The sequence below is a fragment of the Sphingomonas kyeonggiensis genome, from assembly GCF_014204495.1.
GTDB lineage: Bacteria > Pseudomonadota > Alphaproteobacteria > Sphingomonadales > Sphingomonadaceae > Sphingomonas > Sphingomonas kyeonggiensis_A.
Map to the genome: position 1 here is coordinate 168,159 of NZ_JACHLN010000003.1, position 22,045 is coordinate 190,203.

The window sequence follows — 22,045 nt, forward strand, 5'->3', positions numbered from 1 at the left end:
CCACCCGGCCACACCCCATTCCTGCAATTCTGACGCGATCGCGTCAGAGGCAGCGGGGATCGCGCACCGGGGCGTCGTTGCCACGGGTCAGCCAGCGGCCATCGGGCGCCCGGTATTTCTCGCCCGGCACGGTGCGCAGGATCAGGTTGCAGCCGGTGACGAAGGCCATCTGCTCCACGGTGGAGCTCGCGGCGGCCTGCTTGGTGTACTGGCTCTTCCGCTGGATGTTGATGTTGTTCACGATCGCCTGAAGCGCGGGCGTGGCTGCGCCGACGATGCCGATATAGCCGTCGGGCTGCTCGCCCACGAGCCCGTCCTCGCGCGCGGCCTGATAGGCCGGGTCGCGCTGGGCAAAGGCAGGAGCGATCAGGCTGGCTGTGAGCGCCGCCGACAGGCCGAGGGTAGAGAGCATGTTGCGCATCAGAAAATTCCCGGATTGTCCTGGATGAGTTCCTTCGCCTTGTTGTCGAGACGATAGACTACTTCCTGGGTGATCGAAATATTGAGGTTGATGACGATCGGCTTGTCGGGCGCGGTCACGTTGATGCAGCCGCCCGCGAGCAGGATCGGAGCTACTGCAAGATATCTGCGCCAGCATGGTTGCACCTGTGTCATGCGTCGAAACTGCATCTTCTTGCCTTTCATGGAACAGGGGCGCTTTCGCGAGGCTGAACGGCTGGTTTCGCCGCTTCCTGTGCACGATTCTGCTCCTCGATCAATGCGGGCAGGTTCCGCTCGATCAGGCGGCGGGGATCGTACCAGGACTGAACCGAGTCGAGCAGCTGGCGGAAGGGCGCGCTGATCCGCACGTTGAACACGAAGGGCAGCCGCGCGAGCCGGCGGATCAGGAAGTTCGATTTCGTGCCCTCGCCCTGGCTGATGCCGGAGAAGTTGATGTCGGTGATCATCTCGCCGGCCAGCGGGCCGTTCATGCGGATGGTGAGGTTCCGGTAGTTGAGCGACTTCAACGCCTGGAAGGCCATGTTGCCCCAAAGGCCGACATCCTGCCGGGAGACCTCGCCGACATAGGCGATGTGTCCCCCCTTCCGGGCGCGGAGCTCGCCGCCCTCGATGCGCCCGCCATTCGCATCGAAGATCATCGGCAGGGTGCCGTCGAAAGTGCCGGTGGCATCGAGATTGTCGAACGCCATTTCCTTCAGGAACAGCGCCGCATCCGCGCCCCTGACGTGGAAGGTCAGCCGCCGCTCGCCCTTTTCGTTGAAGTCGAGGATGGTCGGGTCGAGGACGAGCTCGCCGCCCGCGAAGGGCCAGCGCGCACCCTCTACCTGGACGCGGCGGCTGTCGAGCAGCTGGTAGCGCAGGGTGCCGTCGCGGACGGGGACGCCGGGGTTGATCTCGGCGACACGGGCGGCCTGGCCCGGCGCGGTGCGCATGTTGAGCAGGTCGACGAAATCGAGCTGCGTGGTCAGCCCCGAGACCGGACCGAAGGCCGCCGCCAGGGCGATGTCGGTCGCGGTGAAGCGGCCCGTGCTCGTCACCGCATCCCCCGACCAGGCGAAGCGGCCGGTGCCGGCTACCAGGCCCTCGACATCCGCGATCACACCATAGGTGAGCGCGGTAAGATCGGTCGGCTGGAGGCCGTCGGCCTTGAAGCGGATGCCCGGGATATCGAGCACGGCATCCCCCTCGCCCTTCGCCAGATCATGCGCGACTTCCACCTTGCCCACCGCGACCTGGCGCTTGGTGCCGACCAGATCGGCATGGGCTTCGATCCTGCCATCGCGAAAATTCACGGTCGCGGCGGGGGCGGCGAGGGATTCGAAACGCGCAGGGGCTTCGGCGTCCGACAGGGTGAAACCGCCCAGCAGCGCGAGGTTCCCGTCCTCGAATTTCCAGCGCCCCTTCCCTTCCGACACCACCAAGGGCACCGCGCCGATCCGGCCGCCAAGCCCCAGGAAATCGCCGGCCAGCCCCGACCCGAAACCGCCGTCCAACTGCGCGATATCGAGCCGCGTCGGCTGATCGGCACCCAGGCGCAGCGCCGCGCCGGCGAGGCGGAAGCCGCTCGCCCCCAGATCGAGCTGCGCCGCGTCCACGGCAAGATCCAGCGGACTGTCGCCGACCTTGCCGCGCAGGTTCAATCTAGTGCTACGGACCCCGCCCGCAAGGCCCCGGGGGCTCCACCGGACCATCGCCTGGCCGACCGGGCAAAGCGGCAGCCGATCGCCGTCCAGCACCAGGCTGCCCACCGAGATCCGCGCGAAGCCGAGCGTGGCGCAACCCGGGTTCAGCTCGAACGCGCGTGCGTCCCAGCGGGCGAGCAACGGCATCGCCAGCCCGTCGACCCGCCCGCCGCTCACCGGCCCCGACAACGTCGCCGAAGTCCGCATTTCGCCGGCGGTGCCGCGCAGGCGGAAATCGAGATTGGAGAAGGCGAGCCGCGCATCGCCCGCCACATAGGGCCGGACGAAACCGGTGCCGCGCAGCTCGGCGCTGCCCGGCCGGCGCGACAGGCGGACCACCGCATCGGGCAGTCCGCCGCCGCCGAGCGACAGCTGGCCCGCCAGATCGATGTCGCCGCCGGGCAAGGCCAGCCGCCCGCCCGGCCCCTGGCCGAAATGCAGCCGCGCGCCCGATGCCGCCGCGACCGCCAGGTTGCGCAGGCGCAGCTCGGCCGGGGTGACCGCCACCGCGGCGGTGCCGCTGAAACGCCGGCCGGCGTCGCGCACGGCACCGGCGAACTTGCGGACCAGCGGCGCCACCGGGCTGCCCTGGCCGAGATCGCCATAGCCGGCCAGGCGCGCAAGCATCGCCGGCGGCAGCGCCGCGCGCTCGACCGCGACTTCGCCCTGGAACGCCGCCGCGTCGCCCAGCGCGTAGCTGCCCGAGATCGCAGCCGCGCCCGCGCTGATCTCCCGGGCGGCCAGCGCGCCGGAGCGGAGCGCGACCTTGCCCTCGGTGCGGGCGCCGGTGCCGGCGAAATCGACCGTGCCGCTGAACAGGCGCAGGCTGCCGAGCGAAGACGCGACGGCCGGCGCGGCGAGGCCGGCACTGCCCTGCCAGCGTGCCAGCGACGCGTCGAGCGCGGCGCGGAGATCGATGCGCGGCTGCGCGGCGCGGACATCCGCACAAGCCAGCCGCGCCGCCTGGGCCGGCCCTTCGAGGCTGGGCGCTCCCTTGCGGATGCGCAGCTGCATCCGGGCGGTGGTGCCGTCGAGCGTGCACTCGGCAAGGCGCAGGCGCGGCGCGGTGGCGCGCACATTGCCGGCGAACCCGTCGCTCAGCATCCCCTTACCGCTGAACTGCAGCAGGACGCGGCCGGCATCGCTGTCGAGCCGGAGCCGGGCATCGGCGAGATCGACGATCATGCGGGGGAGCGAGAAAGGCTTGCCCGAGGGCGGCGGCATCAGCCGGTCGAGCGATCCCAGCGAGAGCGCCCCATTGACGATGCGCCCCTTCGCCCGGATCGCGCCGGCCTTCACCACCAGCACTTCGGCACGCCAGGGAGAGAGCGCGGTGCGCAGCTCGATCCAGTCCGCGGCCAGATCGGGATCGCGCGGATCGCCGATCGACACATTGGTCAGCCGCTGCCGCCAGGGCGACAGCTGCTCGATCTCGTAGCGGGCGGCAACGCCGCGCGCGGCCAGCTCGCGATCGACAAAGCCGCGCGCGATCGTGCGCCGCTGCAGCCAGACCGCGGCGAGCGCCACCACCAGAACGATGGACAGGACAATGGCAATGCGGCGCCGGCGCGACATCCCGCGGGGGGCAGCGGGTTGCACACTCCCTGCGTCCGTCTCTTCCTCCCTGCCGCTCACACCCGCTCCAGCTCACCAGCGGCCGTCCGGTTGCGGCGCCGTAATCACTTAGAGCTTTTCTATGCTGCAAAGGTTCCGTGAAAGGCAACGGCGTGCGGGTTACACCCCTGCCTTAGAGGGAGGGGTGCGTATCGATATTCAGATGCAGCGGTTTAGGCCGTGGGCTCATAAGAGCAGCTTGTCGGCTAACGCCCCAATAGCGGACGTGGGATTTGCCGGCCTCAAGTCGCATCAAGAAGTTCTTTAAACCTATCGATGGGCAAATTGTATTTCTTGCCAGCGTGGACCAGTGCAGTAAGCGTTGCCTTCCGATATACCCGAGCCATCTCATCTTCGGTTACGCCCAATAGCCGATGAACATCGATTTCTATCGCCAGTGGCAGTTCACCATCTTTGGGGTCTATCCTGCCAAAATGCGGCTTTTCCTCATCGACCAACCCCTCTCTAATGATGAGCCCGACCCACCTGAATGGCGTATTTTCGAGATACTCTGACTGGATTATTTCCTGTTCCAATTCCTCGCGTACCCGATTACCGGCCGATGCCACGGCCTTTGTGGGCCGCACTCTAGCCATCGTAAGCGCGACACAGCCTATTACCAACTTTCTATTGTGAGCCATGTCGAAGCCCGCTTCCCGCTATCGCTCGTTCGTGAGAACGATCGACCATTTCCTAGGCAAGCACAACGACCGCTTTCCGCCCAATAGCGGCCGCTCAGCGGAGACGGCCGATCCAAAAGCTGCCGGGCCGCAAACGCCCCAAATTTCGTCGTTGGCGCCACACATCGGTACGCTAAGAAGAAGCGATGAAAGCGCAGAGCCTTCAGCAGGTGGCAACGGATATCTGGTGCCTTGATTCTCATTTCAGGGCGCTAGGATGCAAGGGCAGTTTGCGCATGAGTGTCGTCGCCACCTCCCAAGGGCTGGTACTCTACTCACCAGTTTCATTGACACGGGCGCACATCCAACAAATCGACGATCTGGGCTATGTGTCGGCGATTGTTGCTCCCAGCCTCTACCACCATTTTTTCCTCAGGGAATGTGCAGCAATCTACCGCGACGCTCATGTTTTTGTACCGCAAGGCTTAACGGATAAAATTGGTCCAGTTGCCGGCGCCCATGTGATTGACAATGAGAGCTCGTTTTCAGCCCAGGGCGAACTTGAGCATTTTACCTTCACAGGTCACGCGCTTCAGGAGACTATATTATATCACCCGCGCTCACGGACGCTAATCACCGCTGATTTACTTTATAACTACACGGCTGACCAGTTTCCCGCCGAACGCGCATTTTTCAGAATGATCGGCTGCTACGGCCCGAAAATCGCATTTTACCACCGCTTCTCGGTTAAGGATAAAGCGTCGGTGGCCGAGCTGGTCCGGCGGGTAAATTCCTGGCAGGTCGAGCGCATAGTGATGAGCCATGGCCGGATACTTTCAGACCCCCGAGCAGGGGCGTTGTTTGCAGCCGCGTGGAGCCGCATGGCCAGGTTGCCACCAACAGACGCCGTGGCGTCGGCATCAGACGCACGGTGATCAAAAAGCGGTCGTTTATGCGTTCGCGACCTGACAGTTCCCCGGCGAAAGCCGGGGCCCAAGGTAACGGAGCGATCCGGCAGAGAAACCCTGGGCCCCGGCCTTCGCCGGGGAACTGGAAGGGCTGGATGTCGATATGGTGACGCCGGGCTTGCCCTGACATATCGCCAGGCCTCCACCCACCCCTAGCCCCTCCCTTCCAGGGAGGGGAATTTGCCGCTGTCCCGCAGCGCCCTCCCCTTCCCCAAACAGAGCAGGCTTGGCGGAGGGACCGGCCCTGCGCCAAGCCAGAGGGGAGTTCGGAAAGCGATCAGAACTTCAGGCGGACACCCACGCGGTAGGTGCGGCCGAGCGTGTCGTAGAGCGCCGGGTTCACGTCGAGGCCGGTGTTGGTCTGCGGCGACGGTGCGGGATCGTGATCGAAGAGATTGTCGACCTTGAAATAGGAGGTGATGTTGCCCGTCAGGTTCACCGAGCCGCCGACGTCGAAGTAGAAGGCGCCCTTCATCGTGTTGGTATTGATCGTCGGGTGGTTGGTGGTCGAGACCGGGCAGCCCGACTGGCAGACGACATATTGGTTGCCGTACACGCCGTCGGAGAACCAGCGCTGCTGCGCCATCAGCGTGAAGCCGGGGCCGTCATAGGACTGGACGGCGAGCCACTTCCAGTGCGGGGTGTTGCCGGTGTTGGCACCCGCCTGATCGACAACGTCCACGCCCTTGACGCCGGCATCGACCAGGAACTCGCGGACATGCGTGCCGAGCGCGCGCACCGTGAAGGAGCCCGGCAGGCCCAGCGGACGCTTCCACTGGTAGCTCGCTTCGATATCGAACCCGCTGGTCTTCCACGAAGCGAGGTTGAACGGCTGGACGTTGACGAAATTGCCGCCCTGGGTCGGGCTGTTGAGCACGAAGCCGCCGCAGAACTGGGTGAGGCCGTCATGGCAGAACTGGACGATCTGCGCCGCCGACAGCGTCGAGATCACGCCCTTCAGCTTGATGCTGTAATAGTCGAACGAGAGGCTGAGCCCCGGCAGCCAGGACGGGTTCGAATAGACCACGCCCAGTTCGGTGTTGCGGGCGATTTCCGGCTTCAGGTCGGGGTTGCCGACCGTGTTCTGGAAGATCTGCACCGTCGGGCCATAGGGATTGGCGAAGCTCGGCACCGTGGTGACGGTGGGCGCGGCATAGAGTTCGGAAAGGTTCGGCGCGCGGACGTCACGCGAAGTCACCGCGCGGAAGCGCAGGCCGTCGAGCGGCGTATCCCAGGTGCCGCCGATCTTCCACGCCCAGACGGTTCCCGAGGTGCTGTAATGGGTCATGCGGGCGGCGGGGTTGAGGTTCGCCTTGCCCATCGGCCCGTCGAACAGCGGCAGGTTGAGCTCGAGGAAGCCTTCATAGACGCTGTAGGCGCCGGTGCCGTTCTTGTAGTTGCCCGCGGCGTAGTTGCTGCCCTGCGCCGAATTGAGCAGCGGATCGGCGGGATAGGCGGCGGAGTTCGGGCTGATCGCGGAGACGCCGGCGCCATAGGGATCGGCGTTCACCCGGTAATATTCGTGGCGATATTCGCCGCCGAACGCGACCGTGAGCGGCCCCGCCCAAAGGTCGAACGCCTCGCCCGAGAAGTTCACGCTGGCGACATCCTGGGTCAGCGTGGTGTGCTGGAACGGCCCGTTCTCCGGCTGGACATAGGCGAGCGCCGCCGCGGACGGTGCCGCGCCGCCGAAGACGTTGATCGGCTGGCAGCCGAGCGCGCGCGCCTGGGCGTTGGCGCAGACGACCGCGCCGTTGAGCATGACCGCGTCGACCGCCGCGGCATAGCGGTTCTGCAGCACGATATGGTCGACATCGATGTACGACTTGGTGGTGCCGCGCTCATAATAGGCATCATAGTGCCACTTGGCGCCGAGCGAGCCCTTCACGCCGGCGACGAAGCGATATTGCCGCCGGTCGGTGCTGACCTTCGGGCTGGGGAAGGAGCCGTTGCTCGATCCGAAGGCGAAAGAGGTGATGTTGGCGGTGCCGCAACGATCCTTGATCGACTGGGGCAGGAAGGCGTTGGCGCAGGAGATGGTGAGGTTGACGCGGTTATAGCCGGGGCTCGGCTGGTTGCTGGTCAACACCTGCGCGACATTGGCGGTGATGTAGAATTCCTGGCCCTCGGCGAAATCGAAGCCGATCCGGCCATAGCCGTTGATGCGCTCGAGCGAGGACTTGAGCGAGGCGCCCGAGCCGACGCCGCCCGAAAGATCGCCGCCGACGCAGAAGCTGTTGCCCGGATAGCAGTTCGACACGGTGCCGTTGCCCTGGGGCACGCCGTTCGAGCCATAGTTGAAGTTGTAGGGGACGCCGTTGCGATCGAACGCGACGCCCTGGAGCGGCCCGTTGGTGATCAGGCCGTATTTCGCATACTGATAGGACTGGGCGTAGTCGCTATAGGTATATTGCGGCGCGCCGCCGGTGGTGACCCGGCTGTCGAGCAAGGTCGAGGCGCGGAACCAGTCGCGGTCGCCGGCAAGGTCGGTGCCGAAATTGCCCGGCCCGACACCGCCTTCATTGTCATATTCGCCGCTGACCACGAGGTGCACGCGATCATCGAACAGCGAGGTGCCGAAGGCGGCCTGGGCCAGCCCGGTCTTGTCGTCATTGTAGCGGGTGATGCTGCCGAGGATATTGGCCTTGAACCCGGTGAAGTGCGTGTCGGTGATGAAGTTGACCACGCCGCCGACCGCGTCCGAGCCATAGGAGGCCGAGGCGCCGCCATTGACCACGTCGACGCGCTTGACCAGCAGCTGCGGGAACATGCTGATGTCGGGCACGCCGGTGACGTTGGCGCCGACGACGCGCTGGCCGTCGAGCAGGGTCAGCGTGCGGATCGCCTGCAGGCCGCGCAGCGAGAAGGAGCTGAGGCCCTGCTGGCCGCTCGAGGTGCTGAACGTGCCGGTGGAGGCGCCGGTCGAGCCCTGGAGCGAGGGCAGCTGGGCGATCGTGTTGAAGATGTTGGGCTGGGCGTTGCTGGCGATCTGCTCCTCGCCGATCACCGTGGTCGGCGTGGGCGCGTTGAAGCCGCTCGCCATGATGCGGGTGCCGGTGACGATGATCTGGCCATTGTCGCTGTCCGCGCCATCGTCCTGCGGCGCGGTGGCGGGCGCCTCCTGGCTTTGCGGCGCCGGTGCCGGTGCGGTCTGCGCGAAGGCCGGCGTGCAGCACAGCGCCGCGGCGAGCGCGGCAAGGCTGGTAGCGCTATCACGGAGCAACGCACCGCGGGTGAAGCTATTCCCCATCATCCATCCCCTGATCGTTATCGTCACATGGTCTGTGCCATTGTGTCCGAACCTTATCTGATCGGGGTGGGCGCGGCATCTACGACCATGGTCGCAGACGCCGCCGGGCCGGTTCAGGGACGGGCCGAATAGAGGCCGTGATGCGCGAGGATGAGCAGCGTCTTGCCGTCGGTACCGCCGAAGACGAGCTGCAGCGGGCGCTCGGGCACGGTGATGCGGCCAAGCTCGGTGCCGTCCGCCGCGTAGACGAACACATCGCCGTTCGCGATGTAGACGCGCCCGTCCGGACCCACCGCGACGCTCTCGCCGCCGCGCGGGGCGAAGGGCTTGAGAGCGGTCACCGCGCCGCCCGCGCCGAGCAGGCCGGTATAGGTGCGGTTCTCCGAGCCATTGGCGAGATGGATGCGCTCGCCGGTCTTGCCGGTGACCCAGCCATAGGTGTCGAGCGTATCGGAGAAGCGCCAGCCGAGATGATCGGACGGCCCCTGCTGCCAGACGCGGAAGGCGGGCAGGCGCAGGCTGCCGTCGGGCGAGACATATTCGCGTGGCTTGGCCACGGCCATGTCGCGCGCGAACATCTCGGCGAGCGTGGTGAAATGGTCGGTCTTCGCGTCATACTGGTCGCGGAATTCGCCATTGTTCCAGAAGCTGCCGGGGAGCGCGACCTGGGCGCCCTGCCCTTCCCTGGCTTCGGTCGGCTCGATCAGGTGGACCTCGGCGGGCTTTGCCGGATCGATGCTGTAGACGGTGGCGGCCGGGCCCATCGAGGAAAGGACGAGCAGGTGGCCCGAGCGATCGACCGCGAGGTTGACCGCGTCGAGCGGCGCGTCGGCGGCGATGGTCAGCCCCTCCTTCTCGGACCAGCCATGGATGCGCTGGAACGAGCGATCGATGAAGTAGAGCTTGCCGCTGCCGTCCACCGCGCCGCCGCCGAGCGCGCCGAAGCCGTCGGCCAGGCGGGTCACCGGGGCGAGCGAGGGCGTGGCGGCGGGCGCAGGTGCGTCGGTGATGTCGAGCACGGCGAACTCGCGCTCGCGCACCTCGCCGCCGCGGGTGACGTCGACGATCGCGTTCGAATAGGGATATTTGCTGGCGCGCAGATAGGTGCCGCAGCCATTGGCGTCGCAGGTCGAGAAGCCGCTCTCGGCGTTCACATGGACGTTGCGGAAGCGGATGTTGGTCGAGTTGGTGAGCTTGACCGCCGCCGGCGCCGGCTGGAGCGAGCGGGTGACGCGGTAGCCGTGGAAATTGGCGAACAGGATGTCGCGCGAGTTGCGGACCTCGAGCGCGACGGTGTTGCGGCTCTCACCGGCTTCCTCCTCGGTCTGGGGGGCGAGGAACTCCCAGTTGCGGACGCGGTCGAGCACGATCTCGGCGCGAACATGGTGCTCGGCGGACATCTCGTAGACGAAGCCGGGCGTGTCGGTGTCGGAGACGTAGAGGCCGGCATGGGCATAGGTGTTCGGCGTCCACAGCCCGTTGAAGGTGCCGCCGCCGCCATCTGTGACCCAGAGGCTGGAATATTGGCCGTCCCAGCGCTTCTTCGGGTCGGCGTCCGCCGTGTGGTTGGCGTTGTACGGATCGAAGCGGCTGCCGTCGGCGAGGTTGGTGCCGTGGCCGCCCTGGAACTTGACGTCGTCGACCAGCGACTTCGCGCCGGCGCGCCAGAGCAGCGCGGTGGCGCGCGGGTTCTGCCCACCGGTGAACAAGCCGAGGCCGGAGACGAGCGCGTCGCCGCCCTTCGCGCTCTCGATCAGCGCCCTGGCCGGGCCCACGCCGCGATAGGCAGGGCTGTCCTCGGCGAGGACGATCTGGGTGAGGCTGGGGTGGAGGCCGATCAGCACGCTGTCGGCACGCAGCTTCAGCGTGTCGGTGACGCGGTAGAAGCCTGCCGGAAAGTAGAGGACTCGGTGGGTATCGATCGCCTTCTGAAGGGCGGCGGTGTCGTCGGTGGCGTTGTCGCCCTTCACGCCGAGGTCGCGGACACTGGTCCAGCTGGTGACTGCCGGGAAGGCGCGGATGGCGGGGTCGCGGCGGGCTGGTAGCTTGGGCAGCGCTGCTGCGGCGATGCGGGTTTCGTAACGGCCCGGCTGGTTCAGGCCGGCAAGCGTCAGGCCATAGGTGAATTCCTTGACCCGGTAGTTCGGCCCCGAGCCCGCCACCGTCTTGCCGCTGTCGCGGAAGCTTGCGAAAACCGGGGTACCGCTGGCCAGCGCATTGTCGAAGCCGATCTGAGTATAGGCATTGCCTTCGTTGCTGATGACGACGCCGGCCCTGGAGACATTCTCGAAGCGGACGTCCTTGCCCCACAGCCAGTCGCCATAGCCGCGGTCGATATCGATGCCGACGGGCGTGTTGCGGATGACGGTGTTGACCAGGGTCAGCCCCGCCTCATGCTCGCGGATCGCCGCATCGCGCTGCCCGTCGAAGCTGGAATCGAGCAGCGTGTACTGCCAGGCGGGCGAGGTCTTCTCCGCGAGGATGCCGTAGCGCCCGCCATGGAAGCGCAGGTTCATGCCGAGATTGCCGACCTGGTAGATGCCGGCGAGGCCCGAGCCGAGATGGAAGTCGATATGCGCGAGATAGCTGTGCTGCGCGGTATGCTGGCGCACCGCCGTCGCCGCCGGATTGCCCGCGCCGATCTCGAAATCGACATTGGCCAGCGCGGAATAGAAGGTGCCCGAATTGGCGTCGGCAATGTCGGGATTGAACGGCACGCTGGTCGGCGGCGGCACTGGGACCTTGCCGCGCAGCGGCACCCCGCCTGCCCCCGGCGCCGCGCCGTTCGGCTGGTTGCCGGTGAAGAAGACCATGCTGCCGACGCCCTGCTGGAAGCCCGGCGTATTCGGTGCCAGCACGAAGACCGGCCGCGTCCTGCCCACCCCGAACAGGCGGACGCCCGGCCAGATATAGATGGTGCGGGTAATGCGGTGCCGGCCCGAGGGCAGGAAGACGATGCCGCCGCCGGGCTTCGCCGCCGCCACATCGATCGCGGACTGGATCGCGGCGCTGTCGTCGGCGACGCCATCGCCCTTCGCCTTGACCAGGACCGCGGCAGGATCGTTCGGCGCCGTCGCATAGACCGAGACCGACCGGACCCGCTGCGCCTGGGCGGGCATCGCGGACACCGCCACTGCGATCACCGACGCCGCGGCGCCCCATCGAATCCCGCCGATCATGCCGGTCCCCTCTTTTGTTATGGCCAATCCTGACACGCGGATACGCGCGCGCCCAGACCCGGACGACCGCGACAAAGGTCGCAATGGTCAAAGCGCCCGCATGCGAACATCTAGCGTCCTGTCCGAAGCCGGGGAACGACGTGAAAGCGCAGCAAAAAATGACCGGATTGCTCCCCTGCGCGGTCGTCGTGATGGGCGTGAGCGGCTGCGGCAAATCAACGCTGGCCAGCCATCTCGCCACCTATCTCGCCGCCCCGGCATTCGAGGGCGACGATTTCCATTCGAGCGAAAGCGTCGCCAAGATGCGCGGCGGCCAGCCGCTCGACGATGCCGACCGCTGGCCCTGGCTCGACCGGCTGGGCGCGGCGATCGGCGGCGCGGTGCGCGAGCGCGGCATCGCGGTCGCCGCCTGCTCTGCGCTCAAGCGCAGCTATCGGGAACGGCTGGAACGTGCGGCGGGCGTGCCGATCGCCTTCATCCTGCTCGACGGCGAGCCAGCGGAGATCGCGCCGCGACTGGCCGCGCGCGCCGGGCATTACATGGCACCGAGCCTGCTCGACAGCCAGTTCGCAACGCTGGAGCGCCCGGACGGCGACGAGCGCGCGCTGGCACTGCACTGCTATCGGCCGGTCGATGCGCTTTGCGGCGAAGTGTTCGCGTGGCTGCGGACGGAGCTTGGGTCGTAGGGACACATCGTCACCCTGAACCCGTTTCAGGGCCCAACCCTCCCCCCGCGAAGACATCCTTTGTTGTGCGTTGGATGCTGAAACGAGTTCAGCATGACGGTTTGGGGGTATTGGACGACGGTCGGGGCGTCAGGGCATCAGCCGCTTGCGGCCCTGGGACAGGTGCCAGCGCATCGCCAGCGCGGCGCCGTCGCCGTCCTGGGCGCGGATCGCGTCGACCACCGCGTCATGCTCCTCCATCATCGATCCGATCACCTCGGGCGGGCGCGAGCGCGAGATGTCGACGCCGGCGCGAAGAATGCCCATCACGTCGTGCTGGAGATGATCGAAGGTGGAGATGAAGGCGCTGTTGCCCGTCGCCTCGGCGATCGCGCGGTGGAGCCGCCAGTCCTCGTCATGCGCCGGGGCGCTGGAAAGCAAGGCTGTGCGCAGCGCCTCGAGCGCCGCGTCGATCTCTTCCATCTGCTCCTGCGAGCGGCGCTGGGCCGCGAGCCGTGCCGCCTCCGCCTCGAGCACGAAGCGCACCTCATAGGTGCCGAGCGTCGCCGCCAGCCCGTCCATCGGCACGTGCGAGCCGAGCCGCGCGGAGGGGCGGCGCTTCACATAGGAGCCGGCGCCGCGCCGCGCCTCGGTGATGCCGTCGGCGGCGAGGCGGACCAACGCCTCGCGCACGATCGTACGCGACATGCCGAACAGCTCGGCCAGCCGCGCCTCGGACGGCAGCCGATCGCCGACCGCCAGATCGTCTTCGTTGATGATCCCGACGATCGCCGTATAGGCGCGATCGGCGAGCCTGCCCTCCTGCACGGCGCCTCTCTTCTTCGCGCCTCGATTTTCCCCAGGGCGCGTCTCAGACAAGGTAGCTGAGCCCCACCACCATGACCAGACCGGCGACCGAGATCACCGTCTCGAGCAGGGACCAGGTACGGAAGGTGTCCGCCGTGGTCGTGCCCATATAGCCCTTTACCAGCCAGAAGCCGGGATCGTTGACGTGGCTGAAGAACACCGATCCCGCGCCGATCGCCAGCACGACCAGCTCGGGCGAGGCGCCCGAGGCGGCGACCACGCCGGGCATGATGCCGACCGCGGTGATCGTCGCCACCGTCGCCGATCCGGCGGCAAGACGGATGCCGACCGCGACCAGCCAGCCGAGCAGCAGCGGCGAGATCGAGTACATCATCACCAGCCGCGCCAGCAGGTCCGACAGGCCGGCGGTGACCAGCACCTGCTTGAGCGCGCCGCCCGCGCCGATCGCCAGCAGGATCGCGCCCGCCGCGCCCATCGTCTCGAACCAGATCGCATCCTGGATGCTCTCCTCGCCCAGCCGCCGGCCGAACAGCAGCGGCAGCGCGAGCAGGTTGGTGATGAGCAGCGCGAGCACCGGATTGGCGGCGGCGGCGAGCAAGGGCGAATTGGCCAGCGCCGGCACCAGCTTGGCGAGCTCACCGGTGGCGATCAGCACGATCGGCAGCAGCACGATGAACAGCGAGACGGCGCGGTGCGGCGGCTGCAGGTCGTGCACCGGATCGCTCAGCACCGGCTCGGTCAGCTTGACCCCGGGCGTGACGAACCTGGCGAGCACCGGCCCGGCGAGGATCGCGATCGGAATGGCGATGATGACGCCGTAGAGCATGGTGAGGCCCAGGCTGGCCTTGAGTGCCTCGACCGCGAGCAGCGGCCCTGGATGCGGCGGCACCAGGGCGTGGACCACGCCGAGGCCGGCAAGCGCGGGCATGATGAGGCGCAGCTTGGTGCCGTCGGGATCGCCATTGTCGGGCATCGCCTTGGCGGCGGCGACGACGATCGGCAGCAGCAGCACGAGGCCGGTCTCGAAGAACAACGGCAGGCCGATGACGATCGCGATGCCGAGCGTCGCCCAGGGCGCGGCCTTGGGCCCGGTCAGGCGCAGCGCGCCGGTGGCGAGTGAGGCCGCGGCGCCGGAAAGGTGGAGCATCGCGCCGAGCGACAGGCCGAGCGCCACGACGAGGCCGGTGCCGCCGACGATATCGCCCACGCCCTTCTGCACCGCCTTGGCGGTGTCCGCGAGCGGCAGGCCGGCGAACAGGCCGACGGCGAAGGCGCCGACGAGCAGGCCGATAAAGGGATGGAGGCGCCAGCGGACGATCAGCAGGATCGCAAGGACGATGCCGGCGACCGCAGCGATTACCAGCCGGATATCCTCGCCGTTCATTCGGCGATCCCCTGGGCGCAATCGAACGCGAATCCTGACATCGTTGTCCTCCCCGGAAGTCCTCGGCTTTTTATCGCAAGCTCATTGGACATACGGAGTTGTATGACAAGTTTTTGCAAATCGGCAACGAAAAAGGCTTGCTACCGTTACCAATTGGGGAACATACTAAAACCTGTCCAACCGATTCCACAAAACGGAACATGGACAGGGATCGTGCAGAACCGCCGATCCGCGAGCATGAAGCCATGCGCCTCGGGGAGAGGATCGATGAAGGTGACCGTTCAGGAAGCGAGCCAGAAGGCGGCAGTTTCGGCCGCGATGCCCCATCTGATTGATGGCGCGGGCCGGCCCGTGCATCTCACGCCTACCCAGCTCAAGGTGATGCGGGGCGTGCATTCCGGGCAGCTCAACAAGCAGATCGCCTATGAACTCGGCATCGCCGAGGCGACGGTGAAGGCGCACATGACCGCGCTGATGCGCAAGCTCAACGTGCGCAACCGCACCCAGGTGGCGATCGCCGCGCAGAGCCTGGCGCTCGGCCAGGCCTGATTTCCCGGGCGCGGCCCTGCCCGCGCCCTGTTGTCTTTCCATCAGCCCATTCCGGGAGAGGTTCATGAAGGCCTTCCGCCTGCTTTGCGCGGCCCTGTTGCTGTGCCCGCTTCCCGCGCTTGCCCAATCGACCTCGGTCTACCGGACCCAGCCGAACGATCCGCGCGCGATCACCGTGAAGGGCGTCGGCGACGGCCGCGCCGACGACAGCGCCGCGCTCCAGCAGGCGATCGACGCGGCGGCTACCGGGGGCAAGGGCGGCGTCGTCTTCCTGCCCTCGGGCCGCTACCGGATCAGCCGGACGATCTTCGTGCGCTCGGCGGTGCGCGTGTTCGGCGTCGGCGCCACAAGGCCGGTGCTCGTGCTGGGCGACGATACGCCGGGCTATGGCAAGGGCGTGGCGGCGATGGTCAGCTTCACCGGCGAGGACCAGTACCGCGTCGGCAAGGTGCCGGTGCCGCCGCCCACCAGCGTGCCGGCCAATCCGGACATCTATGACGCAACCTCGAGCACCTTCTATTCGGCGCTGTCCAATGTCGATTTCGAGATCGGCAAGGGCAATGGAGGCGCGGTCGCGGTGCGTTTTCGCGTCGCGCAGCACGGCTTCCTGCGCCATGTCGACTTCCATCTCGGATCGGGGCTGGCCGGCATCTACCAGGCCGGCAACGAGTGCGAGAATCTGCGCTTCTATGGCGGGCGCTACGGCATCCTGACCGAGAAGACCTCGCCCGCCTGGCAGTTCACGCTGATCGATTCGGAGTTCGAGGGGCAGCGCGATGCGGCGATCCGCGAGCATGAGGTCGACCTGACCCTGGTCAATGTCGCGATCCGCAACACACCGGTGGGGATCGAGATCGACCGCGGCTATTCGGATTCGCTGTGGGGCAAGGACGTGCGCTTCGAGAATGTCGCCCAGGCCGGCGTGCTGATCTCGAACGAGGACAGCGTGTTCACCCAGGTGGGCTTCATGAACGCGGTGGCGCAGGACACGCCGGTCTTCGCACGTTTCCGCGACAGCGGCCGGACGGTGGCGGGCCAGGGCCGCGCCTACCGGGTCAGCGACTTCTCCTATGGGCTCAAGCTGCCCGGGCTGGGCGCGATGGGCGCCTTCGCCACCGATGTGTCGATGGCGCCGCTGGCGAAGATGCCGAAGCGCCCCGCGCCGGCGATCCGCGCCCTGCCCCCGGTCAGCGAATGGGCCAATGCCCGCGACCTTGGCGTCAAGGGCGATGACGAGACCGACGATACCGCGGCGCTGCAGCGGGCGATCGACACGCACCGCGTGGTCTATCTGCCGATGGGCCGCTACCGCGTGACCGACACGCTCAGGCTGCGGCCGGACAGCGTGCTGATCTCGCTGCATCCGAGCCTGACGCATCTCTATCTGCCCGACGAGACGCCGGCCTATGCCGGGGTGGGCAGCGCCAAGGCCCTGCTGGCAAGTGCCAAGGGCGGCGACGCGATCGTCTCGGGCATCGGGCTGTGGACCGGCGGGGTCAATCCGCGCGCCACCGCATTGCTGTGGAAGGCGGGTGCAGCCTCGATGGTCAACGACGTCAAGATCCAGGGCGGCGGCGGCACCGTGCTCACCAAGGGCAGCCCGATCGGTTTCGGCGACCCCAAGGCACGCTTCGACGGCCAGCATCCGAGCATCTGGGTAACCGATGGCGGCGGCGGCACCTTCGCGGCGGTCTGGTCGCCCAACACGCTGGCTTCGGCGGGCTTCTACGTCTCCGATACGAAGACGCCGGGCTATGTCTATGAGCTGTCGGCCGAGCATCATTACCGAGCCGAGATTGTGCTCGACCATGTCGAGAACTGGGAGTTCCACGCGCCGCAGACCGAGCAGGAAGTGCGCGACGGGGTGAATGCGATTTCGACGGAGTTCCGCAATTCGCGCAACATCCTGTTCGCCAATTATCACGGCTACCGGGTCACCCGCTCGATCAAGCCGATGGACGCGGCGGTGAAGCTCACCAACTCGAGCGACATCCGCTTCCGCAACGTGCATGTGAATGCCGAGAGCGCCTTCGCCAGCTGCGACGACAAGGGCTGCGGCACCTATTTGCGGGCGAGCAAATATCCGTTCGAGAATGCGATCAAGGACGTGACCGGCGGGCAGGAAGTGCGCGAGCGCGAGTTCGCCCGGCTCGATGTCGGCGCGGTCGCTATGGGCAGGACGCCGGTGCCGGTGTCGCCCGAGGTGCGCAAGCTGGCCGACGGCTTCTATTCGATCGCCGGGGCGGCGACGGATGCCAAGGGCAAGCTCTATTTCATCGACCGGCAGTTCCAGCGGATCCATGGCTGGTCGGAGAAGGAAGGGCTGACCATCGTCGCGGATGCGCCGCTCGATCCGGTGAACCTGGCGGTCGATCGATCGGGGCACCTGCTGGTGCTGTCCTCGGCCGGGCATGACGCGACGGTCTACAGCATCGATCCGGCCAAGCCCGGCGAGGTGCGGGTGATCGATCCGACCGCCGCCAAGGCGCGGGACGGCGCGGCGACGCTGCTGCCGGTCAACATGTGGGCGAATGGCGAGTTCGCCGACCGGATCGATCCGGAGACCTACCAGTTCCCGCCGATCGCCGACTTCTTCACCCGGGCGATGGGCACGCCCAAGCTGCGCGAATATGTCTCGCCCGACGGATCGCTGGTGCTGCCGGCGTTCCGGGTGTGGAACCAGGGACCGGACGATCACAATGGCTGGCGCTGGTCGGACACGCTGGACGCACATGGCCTGGTCGCGGCGCGGCCGGGCGAGCGGGTGACGCTGACCAACGGCTCGGAGAACCGCACCTATAGCGGGCTGGTCGGCGCGACCGGCACGGTCACCGACCTGCGCATCGTCGCCGATCGCGGCGGCGAGAGCGTGGCGCGCGGCGCGGACGGCACGCTCTATGTCGCGAACGGGCAGGTGTTCGTCTACGACGCGGCGGGCAAGCCGGTGCGCCGGATCGACGTGCCCGAGCGACCGCTGCAGCTGGTGATCGGCGGGGCGGACGGGCGCACCTTGTTCATCCTCGCGCATCATGCGCTCTACGCCGTGAGCCTCTGACCCGCACCGCCGCGGGCTGGAGAACCGCCCACGCCTTTGCTATCGCTACCATATCGGGGCAAAATCGGCGCGGGGCAGGATGGATTGGCGGGGGATCGTCGGCGAGCTGGGGCGTTCGGCAACTAGCGCCCGGGCGCTGCTTGCGGCCTGCCTGCTCTTCCCGACGCCCCTGGTTGCACAGATTGCCCCACCCGGGTTCGGCGGGCTGAAGCATGTCCGCTGGGGCCCCGACGAAGGCGCGCCGAACGGGGTCTTCAAGATCACCCAGACCCGCGACGGCTATATCTGGCTGGCGGGCGACGCGCTCTACCGGTTCGACGGAATCAGCTTCGAGCGGATCGACTGGCCTGCTGGCGCGGCGCGGAGACGCGTGGAGCCGACCGGGCTGCTGGCCAGCCGCGACGGCGCGCTGTGGGTGGGCCTCGGCGGCAATGGCGGCGTGGCGATGTACCGCGGCGGGCAGCTCCTCGATACGCATATGCCGACCCCGCCCGCCTCGATCGGCCCGATGGCACAGGCGCCCGACGGGTCGATCTGGGTCGCCTCCGGGCGGTTCGACACGCAGCTCCGGCGGCTGCGCGGCGGGAAATGGGAGTCGGTCGGGGAAAAGCTGGGGCGGCCCGAGGGCGCGGTCATGGGGCTGGTGATCGCGCCGGATGGCGGCGTGTGGATCGCGCTCACACACCAGGGCGGGAACAGCGGCGCCCTCGCCTATCTAGCGCCGGGCAAGACCCGCTTCCAGCTGCTGCCCGACCGCGTCTCGGGCAGGCCGAGGATCGCGCTGGATCCGTCCGGCGCGCTGTGGGTCTCCGACGGGACGGGCACGCGCATGGTGCGCGACGGGCACGGCCGGGTGCCCGCGCGCGCCATCCAGTTCCCCTCCGCTCCCAACGTCCGCTCCGCCACGCTGAGCTTCGACCGGCAGGGCGGGCTGTGGCGCACGACCGCGTCCATCGGCATCTCGTACATTCCGTCGGCCGCCGGCGCGACGGCGACCGCCTACCCGTTCGACGCGGCGAACGGGCTGACCTCGGACTTCAGCTATGACTTGTTCGTCGATCGCGAGGGCAGCGTCTGGATCGCCACCGAGACCGGCATCGACCAGTTCCGCCGCGCCAGCGCGACGCAGGAACTGGCGATTCCCGCCGACCCGGTCCACGGCCTGGCGCTCGCCGGGGCCAGCGACGGCAGCGTCTATATCGAATCGAACGACACGCTGTTCCGGATCGCCCCGGGAGGAGCGCCCCGGCCGATCCTGAAGCTGGATGGCAGCAACCTGTCGATGTGCCGCGCCCGTGCCGGCGGCATCTGGATCGCCCAGAACGCCCGCACACTCCATGTTGTGGGCGACCGTATCGAGACCGCACCGGGCTTTCCTAGCCAGGGCACATCGACCCATTGCGCCGAGGATGGCCAGGGCCGGCTGTGGGTCGCCATCTTCGGCGAGCCGCTGGTCTGGCGCGACGCGCGGGGCTGGCACCATGCCGCCGGAGTGCTCGCGCAGCAGCGCGTGTGGGACATGATCGCCACACCTTCGGGTGGCATCGCCTTTACCGGTCGCCCCAACCTGACCACGCTCGAGGGCAATCGCCTGACCCTGCGACAAGGGTTCGGCACCGCCACGATGATCGCCGCCGGGACCCGCGACATCTTCCTGAGCGACGACAAGGGCCTGGTGCGCCTGCGCGACGGCAAGCTGGCGCGCCTCGACCAGAGCCGCTTTCCCTGGCTGATCTGGCTGCGAAGCCTGGTGCAGACCGAACGCGGCGAGACCTGGCTGGTCGCCCGCACCGGCATCTCCCGGGTGGCCACCGCCGATCTCGACCGCGCGTTCCAGGACCCGCATGCGCCATTGCCCCGCACGCTGTTCAACTCGCAGGACGGGCTGGTCAGCGCGGCCCAGCATGCGGGCTTTGCGGGCCTGCAGAGCACGGTCGCCGGCGATGGACGCGTCTGGTTCCTCAACCGCCAGGGCGCGGGCTATTTCGATCCGGCGACACTCAAGGGCAATGCCCTTCCCCCGCCCGTCACCATCCGTTCGCTGACCAGCGGCGGACACAGCTGGCGCGATCCGGGCAGCCTGATCCTGCCGCCCGGCACGCGCGCGCTCGACATCGCCTATGCGGGGCTCAGCCTTGCGGTGCCGCAGCGGGTGCACTTCCGCTACCGGCTCGACGGCGTGGACGACGGCTGGGTGGATGCCGGCGCGCGGCGCGTCGCCTCCTATGCCAATCTCGGCCCCGGCCACTACCGCTTCCAGGTGATGGCCGCGAACAATGACGGGGTGTGGAACCGGAGCGGTGCCGAGGTCGGATTCGAAATCCGCCCCACCTTCGTGCAGAGTTGGCCGTTCCGGCTGCTCTGCGCGGCCGCATTGATCGCGCTGCTCTGGCTCGCTTACTCGATGCGGATGCGCGTGGTCGCGAGCCGCATCCGGCTGCGCATGGCGGAGCGTTTCGAGGAGCGCGAGCGGATCGCCCGCGAGCTGCACGACACGCTGCTGCAGGCGATCCAGTCGCTGACCCTGCGCTTCCAGCTCGCGGTCGACGACCTGCCGGCGAAGCAGCCCGGGCGCCCGGCGCTGCTGCAGGCAATCGACACCGCCGACCGAGTGATCGCCGAGGGGCGCGACCGGGTGCTCGACCTCCGCTCCCGCCAGGCGGCGGATATCGAGCAGGTCATCCGGGAGCTGATCGCCCGACAGGGCTTCAGTCCCGACGTCGAGATATGCGTCGCCATCAACGGCACGCCCCGCGCGCTGGACGCGCTGGCGCTGGAGGAGACCGGCCGCATCGCGGGCGAAGCGCTGTTCAACATCTGGCGGCACGCCTGCGCCCGGCGCGTCGAGGTGGAGATCGACCATGACGCGAGCTTCGCGCTGCGCATCGCCGACGACGGCGTGGGCATCGACCCCGAGCTCGCGGCGCGAGGCCGGACGGGGCATTACGGGCTGGCGGGCATGCGCGAACGGGCGCGGAGGCTGCGCGGAAGCCTTGTCATCCGCCCCTCGGCGGATCAGGGTACCGAACTGCTGCTCACGGTGCCTGGCGGAATCGCGTACAAGGCCGAAGAGCGCAGCCTGCTAGCACGCCTGTGGAGCCGTGGATGACCGTTGCCTCGCCTGGTGCCTCGCCGATCCGCGTCCTGGTGGTGGACGATCACCCCGTGGTGCGCGAAGGCGTGACCGGGCTGCTGGCGCGGCAGGACGATATGGAGGCCATCGGCGAGGCATGCGACGGCCCGGACGCGATCGCGAAGTTCCGCGACCTTGCGCCGGACGTCACGCTGATGGACGTCCAGATGCAGGGCATGAGCGGCATCGAGGCGATCGAGAAGATCCGGGCGCTGTCCGGCGACGCGCGCATCCTGGTGCTCACCACCTATCCCGGCGACGCGAACGCGATCCGCGCGATCCGGGCGGGGGCATCCGGCTATCTGCTGAAGAACTGCGTCCGGACCGAGCTGATCGACGCGATCCGTTCGGTGCATGCCGGGCGCCGGGTGGTCTGTTCCGACATCGCGCATGCGCTGGCCGAGCACGCGCTGGACGAGCCGCTGACGGAACGGGAAGCGGCGATCCTGCGCCTCGTTGCCGAGGGCCATCCCAACAAGCAGATCGCCTGGCGGCTGACCCTGTCGGTCGACACCATCAAGGCGCAGCTCAAGACCATCTTCGAGAAGCTGGGCGTCCATGACCGCACCCACGCCGTGACGGTGGCGACGCGGCGGGGCTATATCGATCGCTAGGGCGTATCGACTTCCCGTTCCCCGGCTTTCGCCGGGGCCCAG

The 22,045-nt window shown here is 67.7% G+C and carries 14 protein-coding genes; 6 read left to right on the top strand and 8 right to left on the bottom strand.

What is annotated here, in order from left to right; genetic code table 11:
- Window positions 1-43: 43 nt before the first annotated feature.
- From HNP52_RS15145 to HNP52_RS15160, 4 genes are all read right to left on the bottom strand, one after another.
- Window positions 44-421, bottom strand: a complete 378-nt coding sequence (locus HNP52_RS15145; protein ID WP_184168479.1) for a YdbL family protein — start codon at window positions 419-421, stop codon at window positions 44-46.
- Complete coding sequence (locus HNP52_RS15150; protein ID WP_260396173.1) at window positions 421-645, bottom strand: YnbE family lipoprotein; 225 nt, start codon at window positions 643-645, stop codon at window positions 421-423. Before HNP52_RS15150 ends, HNP52_RS15145 begins: the two co-directional genes overlap by 1 nt.
- On the bottom strand, window positions 642-3,719 hold the full coding sequence (locus HNP52_RS15155) for a YdbH domain-containing protein (RefSeq protein WP_184168480.1): 3,078 nt from the start codon (window positions 3,717-3,719) through the stop codon (window positions 642-644). Before HNP52_RS15155 ends, HNP52_RS15150 begins: the two co-directional genes overlap by 4 nt.
- Before the next feature lie 281 nt (window positions 3,720-4,000).
- Window positions 4,001-4,399, bottom strand: a complete 399-nt coding sequence (locus HNP52_RS15160) for an Imm39 family immunity protein (RefSeq protein ID WP_184168481.1) — start codon at window positions 4,397-4,399, stop codon at window positions 4,001-4,003.
- Window positions 4,400-4,584: 185 nt separating this feature from the next.
- Here HNP52_RS15160 and HNP52_RS15165 point away from each other — a divergent pair, with 185 nt between their 5' ends.
- Window positions 4,585-5,313: a DUF4336 domain-containing protein gene (locus tag HNP52_RS15165; RefSeq protein WP_184168482.1), complete on the top strand. Its 729-nt coding sequence runs from the start codon at window positions 4,585-4,587 to the stop codon at window positions 5,311-5,313.
- A 310-nt stretch (window positions 5,314-5,623) separates the two neighbouring features.
- On the opposite strand, the gene HNP52_RS15170 is transcribed toward HNP52_RS15165, so the two are convergent.
- Both HNP52_RS15170 and HNP52_RS15175 read right to left on the bottom strand, forming a co-directional pair.
- The gene (locus HNP52_RS15170) at window positions 5,624-8,599 is read right to left on the bottom strand and encodes a TonB-dependent receptor plug domain-containing protein (protein ID WP_409372637.1); all 2,976 of its coding nucleotides are present in this window, start codon (window positions 8,597-8,599) and stop codon (window positions 5,624-5,626) included.
- A 110-nt stretch (window positions 8,600-8,709) separates the two neighbouring features.
- Window positions 8,710-11,775 carry a glycosyl hydrolase family 28-related protein gene (locus tag HNP52_RS15175; protein ID WP_184168484.1) on the bottom strand — a complete coding sequence of 1,022 codons (3,066 nt, stop codon included), beginning with the start codon at window positions 11,773-11,775 and terminating at the stop codon, window positions 8,710-8,712.
- 158 nt (window positions 11,776-11,933) lie between these two features.
- On the opposite strand from HNP52_RS15175, the gene HNP52_RS15180 reads away from it, so the two are divergent.
- The gene (locus tag HNP52_RS15180; protein ID WP_260396174.1) at window positions 11,934-12,461 is read left to right on the top strand and encodes a gluconokinase; all 528 of its coding nucleotides are present in this window, start codon (window positions 11,934-11,936) and stop codon (window positions 12,459-12,461) included.
- A gap of 129 nt (window positions 12,462-12,590) precedes the next feature.
- On the opposite strand, the gene HNP52_RS15185 is transcribed toward HNP52_RS15180, so the two are convergent.
- Window positions 12,591-13,268: a FadR/GntR family transcriptional regulator gene (locus HNP52_RS15185; RefSeq protein WP_184168485.1), complete on the bottom strand. Its 678-nt coding sequence runs from the start codon at window positions 13,266-13,268 to the stop codon at window positions 12,591-12,593.
- Between the two features lie 43 nt (window positions 13,269-13,311).
- A complete protein-coding gene (locus tag HNP52_RS15190) occupies window positions 13,312-14,652 on the bottom strand; it encodes a GntP family permease (protein WP_184168486.1) in 1,341 nt (446 codons plus the stop codon).
- A gap of 318 nt (window positions 14,653-14,970) precedes the next feature.
- Here HNP52_RS15190 and HNP52_RS15195 point away from each other — a divergent pair, with 318 nt between their 5' ends.
- From HNP52_RS15195 to HNP52_RS15210, 4 genes are all read left to right on the top strand, one after another.
- Window positions 14,971-15,201 carry a helix-turn-helix transcriptional regulator gene (locus HNP52_RS15195; RefSeq protein ID WP_184169189.1) on the top strand — a complete coding sequence of 77 codons (231 nt, stop codon included), beginning with the start codon at window positions 14,971-14,973 and terminating at the stop codon, window positions 15,199-15,201.
- A gap of 64 nt (window positions 15,202-15,265) precedes the next feature.
- A complete protein-coding gene (locus HNP52_RS15200; protein WP_184168487.1) occupies window positions 15,266-18,256 on the top strand; it encodes a glycosyl hydrolase family 28-related protein in 2,991 nt (996 codons plus the stop codon).
- Window positions 18,257-18,335: 79 nt separating this feature from the next.
- Window positions 18,336-21,365, top strand: coding sequence for a triple tyrosine motif-containing protein (locus tag HNP52_RS15205; RefSeq protein ID WP_184168488.1), 3,030 nt, complete (start codon window positions 18,336-18,338; stop codon window positions 21,363-21,365).
- Window positions 21,362-22,003 carry a response regulator transcription factor gene (locus HNP52_RS15210; protein ID WP_184168489.1) on the top strand — a complete coding sequence of 214 codons (642 nt, stop codon included), beginning with the start codon at window positions 21,362-21,364 and terminating at the stop codon, window positions 22,001-22,003. Before HNP52_RS15205 ends, HNP52_RS15210 begins: the two co-directional genes overlap by 4 nt.
- The last annotated feature ends 42 nt before the right edge of the window (window positions 22,004-22,045 follow it).